Below are 12,238 nucleotides of genomic sequence, written 5' to 3' on the forward strand. Positions count from 1 at the left end.
CATGGGTCGTCTCACGATGAGCGGCTGGGCCAAAACTGAGGCGCTGGCCGGCGACCGCCTGCCGTATCGCGAGTTGATCGACGAGAACGTCGTCCTGCTCCGCGATGGGTCGGTGATGGTCACCCTGCTGGTGCCGGGCGTCAGCTTCGAGACCGCCGACACGGTCGAGCTCAATGCCCACACGGCCACACGCGAGGTGCTCCTGCGAAGCTCGCTCGACGCTCGCTTCATCCTCTACCACCACGTGATCCGGCGGCGCGTGCAGGTGGAACTGGACGGCGCCTTCACCGATCCGGTCGCCGCCCATCTGGACGCCCGGTGGCGCGAAAAGCTCTCGAGCGGCGCGCTGTTCGTGAACGACCAGTTCGTGACGCTGGTCCGGCGGCCGGCCCGCGGCAAGACCGGCTGGGTGGAGCGCATCGGGCGCAAGCTGCGGAAAAACGCTGGTGACGAAGGCGCGCCTAGCCTGCAAGACCTGCGCGAGCTCCGGGCGGCGGCGAGCGCCATGGTGGCCACGCTCGGTAGCTACGGCGCCCGCCTTCTCGGCGACTACAAAGGCGCGTCCGGCGCCTGCTCGGAAGTGCTGGAGTTCCTTTCGGCGCTGTACAACGGGGAGATGCGACCGGTCCGAAAGCCGGGGCCGCACACCGACGTCGGGCGCATGTTGCCCTACAAGCGAGTGAACTTCGGCCTGGACGCCCTTGAGCTAAAGGGTGCGGGAGGCGCCAGCTTCGCGTCCTTGCTTTCGCTCAAGGATTACCCCGACACCACGGCGCCCGGGATCACCGACAACCTGCTGCGCATCCCGTGCGAGATGGTGCTGACCGAGAGCTATGCACCCTGTGATCGGCAGATCGCCCGCGAGCGTATCGACCTGTCCATCCGCCGCCTTCGCTCGGCTGATGAGGAAGCGATGGCCGAACGAGCCGAACTGCATGCCGCGCGCGATGCGCTCGGCGTGGGCTCGGTCGGCTTCGGCGACCACCACCTGTCGGTGCTGGTCCGCACTGATAGCCTCGAGGTCCTCGACGAAGTCACGGCTGCCTGCGCCTCCGCTCTCGGGGACGCAGGCGCGGTGGCGGTTCGAGAAGAAGTGAACCTCGAGCCCGCCTTTTGGGGCCAGATTCCCGGCAACGAAGCCTTTCTGGTGCGGCGCGCGCTGATCTCGTCGGCCAACATGGCCTGTTTCGGCTCGTTGCATGGCTTCTCCATGGGCCAGGCCGACGGCGCTCACTGGGGTGAACCGGTCGCCATTCTGGAGACCACCAGCGCAACGCCCTTCTTCTTCAACTTTCACAACGGCGACCTGGGCAACTTCACGGTCATCGGCCCGTCGGGCTCGGGCAAGACCGTGGTCATGAACTTCCTGGCCGCCCAGGCGCAGCGGTTCGCCCCGCGCACGGTGCTGTTCGACAAGGATCGCGGCGCTGAGGTGTTCGTCCGCGGCATCGGCGGCCGCTACAACCGCATCGCGGCGGGCGAGCCCACCGGTTTCAACCCGCTGGCGCTTCCGGATCGACCCGCTAATCGCGCCTTCCTCCGCGAGTGGCTGGGCGTGCTGCTGCAAGCCGGCGGCGCGGAGGAGCACGCCACGATCGCCGCCGCCGTGGATGCGGCCTATGCCAACGATCCGTCGCTGCGACGACTGTCGCACTTCCGCGAGCTGCTCGCTGGCACGCGCCGTCCTCAGCCGGGCGACCTGGCCCATCGGCTGGACGCCTGGATCGGTGGCGGTGAACACGGCTGGTTGTTCGACAACGCCGAGGACGAGCTCGATCTGTCGGCCCGCACGCTCGGCTTCGACATGACGGCGTTGCTGGAGACTCCGCGCCTGCGCACTCCGGTGATGATGTACCTGTTCCACCGCATCGAAGAGCGGCTGGACGGCACGCCCACGATGATCCTGATCGACGAGGGGTGGAAGGCGCTGGACGACGAGGTGTTCGCCGCCCGCATCCGCGACTGGCTCAAGACCTTGCGCAAGCGCAACGCTCTGGTCGGCTTCGCGACCCAGTCGGCGCGCGACGCGCTGGACAGCCGGATCTCCACCGCGCTGGTCGAGCAGACCGCCACGATGATCTTCACGCCCAACGCCAAAGCGCGGGCCGAGGACTATTGCGGCGGCTTCGGCCTGTCCGAACACGAGCTGGAGGTGATCCGCACGCTGCCGGCTCAAAGCCGCTGCTTCCTGGTCCGGCAACCTGACGCCTCAGCCGTCGTGCGGCTGGATCTTGCCGGCATGCCAGACGTGCTGACCCTGCTCTCCGGCCGGGAGGCCACTGTTCGGAAACTCGACCGGCTTCGCGCCGCCTACGGCGACGAGCCAGCGGCCTGGTACTCCGCGCTGACCGGCGCCCCCTGGCCGGGCGAAGAGCTGGGCGAACCCAGCACCCCGGTGTGGAAGGAAGCGGCGGCGTGAGCACCTGCGACGCGCTTGTTCGTGACGCTTCGACGGGCGTGGCGGCTTCGCTGCGTGCTGTCGACTGCGTGAGCAACGAGGCGACAGCCGGCGCCTTCACCCGGCTTTTCGGAGCGCACGGAGCGCTTCTGCCTGCGTTGACCGTACTGCTGACCCTCTATGTCGGCCTGTTCGCCGTGCTGCTGCTCACCGGCCGAGCGCGCCTCAGCATCGGTTCTCTGACGCCGCGCATGGTGATGCTCGGCCTGGTGCTGACCTTTGTGACGAGCTCGGTCGCTTACCAGGGCGTGGTCTGGAACCTTGCGGTGGGTGCTCCCGACCAGATTGCGGGCACGCTGCTGGGCGCCAAGGGGTCGGCGACGCAGCTGTTCGCGGATCGTATCGACATCCTGTTCAACGCCATCGCCGACACGGCCTCCACCGCGGTCCAGCCGGGCGCACCCAGGGCAGGGAGCGGCTTCAACGCCGAAAGTCTCATGTGGCTCGGCGCGCTGCTGCTGATGCTGGGGACGGTCGGCGTGCTGGTGACGGCCCGCATCGCGCTCGCAGTGCTGCTAGCCGTTGGGCCGGTCTTCATCGTCATGGTTCTGTTCAACGGATCTCGCGGTCTGTTCGCCGGGTGGGTGAGGGCGGTGACCCTGACTGCGCTGACGCCGCTGTTCGCGGTGTTGTGCGGAGCCCTCATGACCGAACTCGCGGCGCCGGTCGTCCTCGCCCTGCGGGGAGAGGAGGGGATCGACGGCCGAGCCGCCATGGCGCTGTTCGTGATCGCGGCGGTGCACTGCGCCCTGATGAGCCTCGCCCTTCGGGTTGCTGCCACCATGGTGTCCGGCTGGCAGGTCTTCGGCCTGGCTGGCGATCGCGAAAGGAGCGGAGCTTCGACAGCCGCGCTCGCTCCCATGAACTCCAGCGCGCCGGCGTTCAGCACAAGCGCGTCTGCCTCGCCACGCGTACGCTCGATGGTGTCCAGCCTCTCGCCAGGTGCAACGGCGGCCTCAAGCAGCGCGAGCCCGGCGTCGGCGTCCGCCCACATGCCTCGCAACATCCTGCTTCCCCCGACGGCTCCAAGTGGCGGCTCCCGCGCCTCGGAACGCCCTCGGACCCGCGGCATCGGCAGCCGCTTCTCATCTCCCGCGAGCAGCGCGAGGAAACGACTGGTATGACCCTGCGAAACATCCTCCTGGCGAGCGGCTTGTGCAGCCTGGCCGCTGCAACCGCGCACGCCGCCGACGGGCGCATCAAGACCCGTCTCTACAACCCGGACGAGATCGTCGTCGTGGAAGGTCGCGCCGGAGTCCAGGCGACCATCGCCTTTGGCGAACAGGAGCAGATCGAGAACGTCGCGATCGGCGACTCCACCAGCTGGCAGGTCACGCCCAACAAACGCGCCGACCTCCTGTTCGTGAAGCCGCTCGGCGCCAAGAGCCGGACCAACATGACCGTGGTTACGGACAAACACACCTATCTGTTCGACCTCGTGGCGGGCTCAGCGGCCACCCCGCTGTACGTCTTGCGCTTCAGCTATCCGGTCGAGGCGAAGCCGGTGCGTCAGCTAGCAGGCGCCATGTCGACGGAGGAGGCGGCCGCGGCCGCCACGCCGCCCCGTGATCTGGCGGTCGCCGACCCGGCCGACCTGAACTTCGCCTGGCGCACAAAGGGCGAGCGCCGGATCCTGCCGTCCAGGATCTACGACGATGGCGACGCCACCTATCTCAGCTGGCCAGCTCGCACTGCCATCCCGGCGATCCTCACTCGCAACGAGAAGGGCGAGGAAGGGGCGGTGAACTATGCGGTCCGCGGCGACGTGCTCGTGCTCGACAGCGTGCCCAAGACGATCGTGCTGCGAGCCGGCAGGGACATGGCCATCCTCGAGAACGACCGTCCCGCTACGCCGCCCGTCGCTCCGCCTGCGAGCTCGGCGGAAGCGCCGAAGTCCGCATCTACGGCGACCGCCCTGGCGTCGGTCACCCCCCAAGCGGGAGGACGCTGACATGCGTGAGAACCTGCGCCGCTACGAACGCCTCGCGCCTGACGCCGAGACCGACCCCCGCCAAACCCAAGGGGCGGAGGTCATCAGCTTGGCTACCCGCAGCGTCATGCCGGCAGTCACCCAGCGCAAGGGCGGCTCGGACGCCCTCGGTGTTGCGGCGGGAGTTGCCGTGGTCGGCATGCTGGGCGCTGTGACCTTGTTGGGTCTCAACCACTCCAGGCAAAACGGAGCGCCGCCTCAGCCGGCTGCCGCGCAGCCTGGTGTTCCGCAGCCGGAGCCGCTGCAGCAAGCGCCTGCCGTGCCGCCCCAGGCGATCACCATCCCCGCGCCCGCCGCACCCGCGCCTCAACCCGTGCTGGCGGCGCCGCCGAACACCCAACTTGCGACGGCCCCCGCCAGCAATCCATTGGCGACGCCCACTGTGATCTTCGACGCCAGCGCCCTGCCGGCGCCGACTGCGGCAGCCGCAACCGCGGGCGCTACCCCATCCGCAGGCTCCAATGACGAGTTCGCCGCCCGCGTGGGAGGGGTAGGCGGCACGACCGCGGTGGCCACCGCCGGGATCAACCCGCAGACCACGGTCACCCAGGGTACGCTGATCCCCGCAGTGCTCGAAACCGCCATCGACACCGACGTACCGGGCTACGTGCGCGCCGTGGTGTCCGCGGACGTTCGCAGCTTCGACGGCAGCCGCGTGCTGATCCCCCGTTCGTCGCGCCTGATTGGTCAGTATAAGAGCGGGCTCCAGGCCGGCCAGAAGCGCGCCTACGTGATCTGGTCGCGTGTGATCCGCCCAGACGGCGTGTCGGTGAACATCGCCTCGCCGGCGACGTCATACGCTGGGGAGACTGGGCTCAGCGGCCGCGTCGACAATCACTTCTTCCAGCGTTTTGGCTCCGCCATGCTGCTTTCGGTCGTGGGCGGTCTCGCCACCCTGGGCAACAGCGGCGGCACGGCGGTCGTGATCGGCAGTCAGGGCCAGTCCGCCGCCGCGGCCGCGGTGGGGCAGAGCGGGCAGATCGGCCCGACCGTGCGGGTCCGACAAGGTGAGCCCATCCGGGTCTTCACCGCCCGCGACCTCGACTTCTCCCGGGTCGCCGCCGAATGAGCGAAGCCTCTACACTCGTGCCTTTTGCAGCCGGAGCTCAGCTTGAGCCGCGCCGCAGCGTCTATCTGGACGCCTATCTTGCGCCGTTTCGGCCTTGGCTGGACCGGGAATCGGTCACCGAGATCCTGGTCAATCGGCCCGGCGAGCTGTGGATCGAAGATGCCGGCAGGCCGAGCATGGAGCGCATCGAACTCCCGGCTGTGGACGATGTTCTGCTGCAGCGACTGGCCGAACAGGTCGCCCGTGCGAGCCACCAGGGCGTCAATCGCGAACATCCGCTGCTCGCGGCCACCCTGCCCGGCGGGGAGCGCATCCAACTGTGCGGACCTCCGGCCACACGCGCCCATTGGGCGCTTGCGATCCGACGTCATCGGCTGCTCGACGTATCGCTTGACGCCTATGACACGCCGCCCCGGCGGGAGTTCGAGGAAGCGGCGCCGCCCGACCCAGCGGTCGAGCCCATCGCGTATCTGCGCACCGCCATCGCCCGTCGCCGCACCATCCTGATATGCGGCGGGACCTCCACCGGCAAGACCACCTTCCTCAACGCGATGCTCCGAGAGGTTCCTGTCGACGAGCGGGTGGTGTTGGTGGAGGACACGCCCGAGCTCAAGTTGCCTGGGGCCAACGGCGTGGGGCTGGTCGCGGTGAAGGGCGAGCTCGGCGAAGCCCGAGTCTCGACCGACGACCTCGTACAGGCTGCACTCCGCCTCCGCCCTGATCGGATCGTGCTGGGTGAACTGCGTGGCAGGGAAACGGTCAGCTTCTTGCGGGCCATCAACACGGGCCACCCGGGTTCCTTCTCCACCGTCCACGCCAACAGTCCGCGCGGCGCCCTTGAGCAGATCGCGTTGATGACCATGCAAGCCGGGATCGGGCTCAGCCGCGCTGAAACTATCGAGTACGCCGCCTCTGTCATCGACGTGGTGGTGCACCTCGAGCGGCGGCAGGGCGGTCGCGGAATCGGCTCCGTTGTCGCCGCCGCTGATCTCCTGGGCAGGAACAGCTAGATCGAAAGGCGCTCGATCGCGCCTCGCGTGAGGGCTGTGCCGGAAGTCGCCTAGTGGCCGATCAGCGCAGGAAGGCCCTGCCAGATCACGGCGAGAAGCGAAAAGCCTGCGCCCAGGCCGGCGATTGAGGCTTGAAACGGCGCCAGATCGCCAGTGACACGCCGGCCGCGCCGCCATGCCTTCAAGAGCAGGGCTACATCCAATCCTGCGCAGAGGACCGTGAGCGCCGTCACGGTGTAAAGGCTGCCGGCAGCGTCTGCGCGACCGGCGACTTCCGCGATGCTGGCGATCCCGTAGACGCCCATGAAGTGGATCGCCCAGACAATCAGGCCGCCCAACATGAATGCCCAGGCCCGCACCCTAAGCCGCTCCGGGGAACAAACGCACGACGGCTGATCCAATCGCCCCCTGCGTCGCTACATAGGTGATGAAAAGCACGACGACGTCCACGGTGCTGGTTCGCTCTCGCTTCAGATGGCCGTACGCCGCGCGAGCGGCCACGTAGCCCGCCATCAGGAGCGTCACCGAAAGCATGAAACCCTGCCAGCTCACGATGGCGAAAACCGTAGCGCCCTGGCCGCTGGCGTCAGGTCGTAAGCCGGCAGCCCACCAGCTCCAGATGTCGAGGCCCCACGCAAGCACGACTGCGACTGCGGCGAGACCGATCAGCAATGTGGTCGCAACAGCAGCGCCGCGTGGCGCGCGCGCGGTACGGCCCGCGGCAAGGGCCGCGAGCCCAGCGACGACATAGGCCGCGAGCAGACCGCCCAACCAACCGAGCGCCGGCGGCGCTATCCAGAGATCCGGTCGGCGACTCCAGAGGAAGACGTAGCTGAACAGCGCCATGATGAAGATCATCCCGGCGACCGTCAGCAGCACCGCCATCGCCCACCAGCCGTGGCTCATTGGACCCGTGACATAGGTGGGCACACGCACCCCAGCGCCGATGTCGATGCTCTCCAGCGGCATGGGTCGGTCGGTCTCCCACACCCAACGGAGCACGCAGACCACAGCCAGGACACCGCTCACCACAGCCGGTGCGTTCGCCTTGACGGTCAGCAGGAGGAAAAAGCCTGCCGTAAACACCGCCGCCAGCACGTGCCAGGCGGAAGGCCCAGGCATTCGCTGCACATACTGCGGATCTGCGCGAAGCGGACTGGTGATGATGGTCTCGCGCAGGCCGCTGGCTGTACGCGGGAGGAAATAGCGGCCTTCCTCCACGTCCTTCGAGATGTTCTGGTCGTCCCAGAGCGGATAGCGGCTCCGCACCAGCGGGATGGAACGGGTGGAGTAGAGCCCGGTCGGCAGCCACTCGAGGGTGCCCGCCCCGTAGACGTTGCCGGCGTCGTCCTCGGCCGTGAACCGGAAGTTACGGACAAGATCGATCAGGAACAGCAGCACGCCGATGGCAATCAGGAAGGCGCCCACTGTCGAGATCATGTTGGTCAGGTCCCAGCCCCGGCCAGGCAGGTAGGTGTAGACCCGCCGCGGCATGCCCATGAGGCCCGTCAGGTGCATGGGCAGGAAGGTGACATGCATTCCGGTGAAGGTGAGGGCGAACACCCACTTGCCCAACCGCTCGGACAGAGCCCGGCGGCTCATCATCGGCGTCCAATAGTAGAATGCCGCGAACAGCGGGAAGACCATGCCGCCGATCAGCACGTAGTGCAGGTGGGCGACGATGAAGTAGGTGTCGTGCGCCTGCCAGTCGAAGGGTACGAGCGCCACCATGACGCCCGTCAAGCCGCCCATCGTGAAGGTGATGATGGCGCCTACAACGAAGAGGGCGGGCGTGGTCCAGCGAACCCGGCCTGACGCCAGGGTCGCGAGCCAGGAGAAGACCTGCACGCCGGCCGGAACGCTCACCGCCATGCTGGCTGCCGAAAAGAAGCTCACCGAGATAGTCGGCATGCCGGTCGCGAACATGTGGTGCGACCAGACGCCGAAGCTGATGAAGCCCGTCGCAAGCAGCGCAAGAACGATCAGCCGATAGCCGACCAGCGGACTGCTGGCGATCGTCGGGACCATCATCGACATCAGCCCCGCCGCGGGCAGGAAGATGATGTAGACCTCAGGATGGCCGAAGAACCAGAACAGGTGCTGCCACAGCATCGGGTCGCCGCCGCGCGCTGCGTCGAAGAAGGGCCAGTTCAAGGCCCGCTCCATCTCCAGGAGCAGCGTGCCGAGGATCACCGCCGGGAAGCCAATGATGATCATCGCGGCGAAGACCAACATGGCCCAGGCGAAAATGGGCATCTTGTCGAGCGTCATGCCCGGCGCACGGGTCTTGAGCACGCCCACGACAATCTCCACCGCCCCTGCGATGGCGCTGATCTCGATGAAGCCGATCCCGAGCAGCCAGAAATCGGCGTTGATGCCGGGTGAGAATGTCTTGCTGGTCAGCGGCGGATACATGAACCAGCCGCCGTCCGGCGCCAGCCCGAAGAAGATCGAAGCGAAGAAGCACAGCCCGCCCACCAGATAGGCCCAGAACGCATAGGCTGACAGGCGAGGGAAGGGCAGGTCACGCGCCGCCAGCATCTGGGGCAGCAGCAGGACGCCCAAGGCTTCCATCGCCGGCACGGCGAACAGGAACATCATCACCGTGCCGTGCATGGTGAAGACCTGATTGTAGGTCTCCTGCGGCAGGATCCCATTGAGCGGGAGCGCCAGCTGCACGCGCATCACCAGCGCGAGGGCGCCTGCGAGCAGGAAGAACAGAAAGGCGGCGCCGACGTAATACAGGCCGACATAGTTGTTGTTGACCACGGCCAGGTAGCCCCAGCCCTTGGGCGCGCACCAGACCCGCTGGAGCTCCTCGAGTTCGCCTGCCGGACGAGCCTCTTGCGTCGGGAAGCGTCCGTAAAGCTCCGGATCGAAACCGGTCTCCGAGCTCATCGCCGGCTCTCGAGATAGGCGGCCAAAGCGCGCAGCTCTGCACCCGAAAGCATCTTGTAGGGCGGCATCCGGTTGCCCGGCTTTATGTCCTGGTTGCCGGCGATCCAACCGGCCAAGGTGCCTTGGTTGTTGGCCAGGATGCCGGCGCCGATCGAACGACGCGCCCCTACGAAAGTGAGGTCGGGGCCAGCGAGGCCGTTGGCCGCCGTACCTGCTATCCGGTGACAGGCGCCGCACCCGGCGGCCGCGAACACCTGCTCGCCCTGCTGGGCAAGGCCGGTCGGCATCGGGCGTGCTGGAGCCAGCCGGGAGGCGCGCCATTGCTGAAAGGCGGTCGGCTCATGGGCGACTACGACGAACCCCATCAAGGCGTGGGGGCCGCCACAGTATTCCGCGCACTGGCCAGCGAACACGCCGGCCTGGTCGGCCTGGAGGCGCAGGATGTTCCGGCGGCCCGGGATCATGTCGAGCTTGCCGCCAAGTCTCGGCACCCAGAAGCTGTGGATCACGTCCGCCGCTTCGAGCTCAAACGTCACCGGCTGGCCCACCGGGATGTGCACCTCGTTGGCGTCGTGGGAAACCTCCTGGCCCGCCGCGTCGAGGTAGGCCACTCGCCACCACCACATCTCGCCGGTGACGCGGACCCTCATCTCACCCGGCTGCGGATCCTTGGTGAGCGTCTGCGTGCTCGCCAAACCGAAGATCAACAGCCCCGTGAGTACGACGACGGGGAAGGCCAAGCCGCCGATCCAGATAGCGCGTTCCTGTGCGAGCCGTGCGCGCCAACGCTGGGGCCCAAACAGCGCCAGAAGGAGCGCCGCGAACACCACGAGCAACACGACGGTCGCCATGGCAAGGAGCACCCAGGTGAGGACGGCGACCAGACTGCCGTGTGGGCCAGCTGGGTCCAGCACGGGCGGCGGCCAGCCGCTCAGCGCGTCAGCGAGCGTCGAGCGTGTAGAGGTAGGCTGCCACATCACGCGCCTCCTGCTCGGTGAGCGGCATGGGCGGCATTCCCGTACCGGGTGAGAGGGCGGGCGCGTTGCGCACCCAGAGCGCAAGCACCTCAGGCTGGTTTGGGAAACGGCCGGCGATCAAAGCCTGCTGGCCGAAACCATCCAAAGATGGACCGACGCGGCCTGCAGGCCAGCGGACGCCGGGGATGACATGGCATGAGCCGCAGCCCACCCGTTCGACCACCACGCGGCCGTGGCCTGCATCTGCGCCGGCGATGCTGGGACGCTGCACGCGCACGTCCTCGCAGGCCGTCAGGAGCGGCGCCAGCAAAAGGCCCATAGTCGTACGCGCGCGGATCGCAGCCCCTCCAGCTCCGCTTCATCAACCCAAAGCCCAGGTGACGGTTCCCGGAACCAGCTTCGCAGGCGCGGGTTGGGCCGAGATGGTGCGTCAGGGCGAAGCTAGGGGAGGGCGGAACCGGCGGGCGCCGCTTCTCGCCGTTCTCATGCTCCTGGCGGGCTGCACGAGGACGGAGGAGGCGCGGCGGGATCCGTTCACCGCGACGGGCGAGCTCGTGGCGCTGAGCGGCGGAGGCGCCGGCGCAAAGCGCGCATGCATCACCTGTCACGGCCTGCAAGGGCAAGGAGACGGAGAGGCCACGCCCTGGCTCGCCGGCCTGCCCGAAGGCTATATGCAGAAGCAGATGCAGGACTATGCGTCGGGTCTGCGTGAGAACGAGGTGATGGGCCCGATCGCCAAGGCGCTGAGTCACCCGGACCGACTTGCGGTGTCGACGTACTATGCCCGTCTGCCAAGACAGGTCGAGCGAGGGGGCGGGGCGCCATCGGCCCTTACGTCCAGCACGGCAGGCCTGCTCTACCAGCAAGGGGATCCGGGCCGTGGGCTCGCCTCCTGCGCATCATGCCATGGCGCGCGCGGAGAGGGCGTTGGGGCGGCTAACCCGCCCATCGCAGGCCAACCGGCTGGTTATATCCAGACCCAGCTCGACCTCTGGAAGAAAGCCAAGCGCCGAAACGACCCGCAGGGGCAGATGCTAAGGATCAGTCAGCGCTTGACTGACACCGAGGTCTCAGCTCTTGGCGAATACGTCGAGGCGCTCGGCCGACCAGCCGCTCCACCCGCTCAAGCCCAGGCAGCATCCCCTTGAGCACGTCGTCGCGATCGACGAGCTCATGCTTGATCGCCGCTCCGATGTGGAGCGGCAGCATGAGCAGCAGCGCGACCACGAACAGCCAGTGCATCTGCTCAGCCCAGGCCTCAATGGTCCAGAGCAGGGGAGGCGCAAGCTCTTCGAACGGCAGATGCGGCCACGGGGCCACCCCTGCCACGGACAGGTCCTGCTCCCGGGCGGTCGCCGACCACATGGCCCAGCCGCTTAATGGAAGGCCCAGGAGGCAAGCATAGAAGGCAAAATGGGTGAGGTGGGCGGCCACGCTTTGCCAACCTGGCTTGTCGGCGTCGTTGATCGGTCCCGGCACAAGCGCGCGCCAGAACATGCGGGCCAAAGTGAGCACCAGAATCAGCAAGCCAACCTGGCTGTGCACCTCATAGGCCTGCAACTTGTCGGCGCCGACAGGCAGGTGGCCGGTGCGCCAGCCCCACCAGAGCTGAAACAGGATCAGCGCCGCCATGGTCCAGTGAAACGCCACGCCGACCGGCGAGTAGCGACCCTCGCGCGTATGGCTATGCGCCCAGCGTCTCAGGCTCTTCAGCATCGAGTCCTCGGACGCCTGGATCCAGACGCCCGCTTCAGTGGCGCGAAGCTGCAACTTGCGGACGGCATCAGGTCCTCGGCTCGACGCAGGGCTCGTGCTGCGCGCTGAACAGAACAACAG

The 12,238-nt window shown here is 67.6% G+C and carries 11 protein-coding genes; 6 read left to right on the forward strand and 5 right to left on the reverse strand.

The features are described from left to right. Position 1 precedes the first annotated feature (1 nt). Genes DJ018_RS13605 through virB11 form a run of 5 tightly spaced genes read left to right on the forward strand, consistent with a single transcriptional unit; the run spans position 2 to position 6,527 of the window. The gene (locus DJ018_RS13605) at positions 2–2,419 is read left to right on the forward strand and encodes a VirB4 family type IV secretion/conjugal transfer ATPase (RefSeq protein WP_111515744.1); all 2,418 of its coding nucleotides are present in this window, start codon (positions 2–4) and stop codon (positions 2,417–2,419) included. Then, on the forward strand, positions 2,416–3,582 hold the full coding sequence (locus DJ018_RS13610) for a TrbL/VirB6 family protein (RefSeq protein ID WP_111515745.1): 1,167 nt from the start codon (positions 2,416–2,418) through the stop codon (positions 3,580–3,582). Before DJ018_RS13605 ends, DJ018_RS13610 begins: the two co-directional genes overlap by 4 nt. After that, positions 3,579–4,409: a TrbG/VirB9 family P-type conjugative transfer protein gene (locus DJ018_RS13615; protein ID WP_111515508.1), complete on the forward strand. Its 831-nt coding sequence runs from the start codon at positions 3,579–3,581 to the stop codon at positions 4,407–4,409. The genes DJ018_RS13610 and DJ018_RS13615 overlap by 4 nt, the downstream gene beginning before the upstream one ends. Before the next feature lies 1 nt (position 4,410). After that, positions 4,411–5,517, forward strand: a complete 1,107-nt coding sequence (locus DJ018_RS13620; protein ID WP_111515509.1) for a TrbI/VirB10 family protein — start codon at positions 4,411–4,413, stop codon at positions 5,515–5,517. Beyond that, positions 5,514–6,527, forward strand: coding sequence for a P-type DNA transfer ATPase VirB11 (gene virB11 / locus DJ018_RS13625; protein ID WP_111515510.1), 1,014 nt, complete (start codon positions 5,514–5,516; stop codon positions 6,525–6,527). The genes DJ018_RS13620 and virB11 overlap by 4 nt, the downstream gene beginning before the upstream one ends. Positions 6,528–6,577: 50 nt before the next feature. On the opposite strand, the gene DJ018_RS13630 is transcribed toward virB11, so the two are convergent. Genes DJ018_RS13630 through DJ018_RS13645 form a run of 4 tightly spaced genes read right to left on the reverse strand, consistent with a single transcriptional unit; the run spans position 6,578 to position 10,721 of the window. Further along, positions 6,578–6,886: a hypothetical protein gene (locus DJ018_RS13630; protein WP_111515511.1), complete on the reverse strand. Its 309-nt coding sequence runs from the start codon at positions 6,884–6,886 to the stop codon at positions 6,578–6,580. Between the two features lies 1 nt (position 6,887). Further along, positions 6,888–9,425: a cytochrome c oxidase subunit I gene (locus DJ018_RS13635; RefSeq protein ID WP_111515512.1), complete on the reverse strand. Its 2,538-nt coding sequence runs from the start codon at positions 9,423–9,425 to the stop codon at positions 6,888–6,890. Next, a complete protein-coding gene (coxB, locus tag DJ018_RS13640) occupies positions 9,422–10,402 on the reverse strand; it encodes a cytochrome c oxidase subunit II (protein ID WP_111515513.1) in 981 nt (326 codons plus the stop codon). The genes DJ018_RS13635 and coxB overlap by 4 nt, the downstream gene beginning before the upstream one ends. Next, positions 10,365–10,721, reverse strand: a complete 357-nt coding sequence (locus DJ018_RS13645; protein WP_111515514.1) for a c-type cytochrome — start codon at positions 10,719–10,721, stop codon at positions 10,365–10,367. The genes coxB and DJ018_RS13645 overlap by 38 nt, the downstream gene beginning before the upstream one ends. A 166-nt stretch (positions 10,722–10,887) precedes the next feature. Here DJ018_RS13645 and DJ018_RS19670 point away from each other — a divergent pair, with 166 nt between their 5' ends. After that, positions 10,888–11,550, forward strand: coding sequence for a c-type cytochrome (locus tag DJ018_RS19670; RefSeq protein WP_420849519.1), 663 nt, complete (start codon positions 10,888–10,890; stop codon positions 11,548–11,550). Here the strand turns inward: DJ018_RS19670 and DJ018_RS13655 are convergent. Next, on the reverse strand, positions 11,444–12,118 hold the full coding sequence (locus tag DJ018_RS13655; RefSeq protein WP_111515747.1) for a cytochrome b: 675 nt from the start codon (positions 12,116–12,118) through the stop codon (positions 11,444–11,446). The two genes, DJ018_RS19670 and DJ018_RS13655, sit on opposite strands and share 107 nt — an antisense overlap. Positions 12,119–12,238: the final 120 nt, after the last annotated feature.

The sequence above is a fragment of the Phenylobacterium deserti genome (assembly GCF_003254705.1).
Classification (GTDB): Bacteria; Pseudomonadota; Alphaproteobacteria; order Caulobacterales; family Caulobacteraceae; genus Phenylobacterium; species Phenylobacterium deserti.

Coding starts and splice junctions, on each gene's coding strand:
- DJ018_RS13605 (WP_111515744.1), top strand. CDS start 2: ATGGGTCGTCTCACGATGAGCGGCTGGGCCAAAACTGAGGCGCTGGCC.
- DJ018_RS13615 (WP_111515508.1), top strand. CDS start 3,579: ATGACCCTGCGAAACATCCTCCTGGCGAGCGGCTTGTGCAGCCTGGCC.
- DJ018_RS13620 (WP_111515509.1), top strand. CDS start 4,411: ATGCGTGAGAACCTGCGCCGCTACGAACGCCTCGCGCCTGACGCCGAG.
- virB11 (WP_111515510.1), top strand. CDS start 5,514: ATGAGCGAAGCCTCTACACTCGTGCCTTTTGCAGCCGGAGCTCAGCTT.
- DJ018_RS13635 (WP_111515512.1), bottom strand. CDS start 9,425: ATGAGCTCGGAGACCGGTTTCGATCCGGAGCTTTACGGACGCTTCCCG.
- coxB (WP_111515513.1), bottom strand. CDS start 10,402: ATGTGGCAGCCTACCTCTACACGCTCGACGCTCGCTGACGCGCTGAGC.
- DJ018_RS13645 (WP_111515514.1), bottom strand. CDS start 10,721: ATGGGCCTTTTGCTGGCGCCGCTCCTGACGGCCTGCGAGGACGTGCGC.
- DJ018_RS19670 (WP_420849519.1), top strand. CDS start 10,888: ATGCTCCTGGCGGGCTGCACGAGGACGGAGGAGGCGCGGCGGGATCCG.
- DJ018_RS13655 (WP_111515747.1), bottom strand. CDS start 12,118: ATGCTGAAGAGCCTGAGACGCTGGGCGCATAGCCATACGCGCGAGGGT.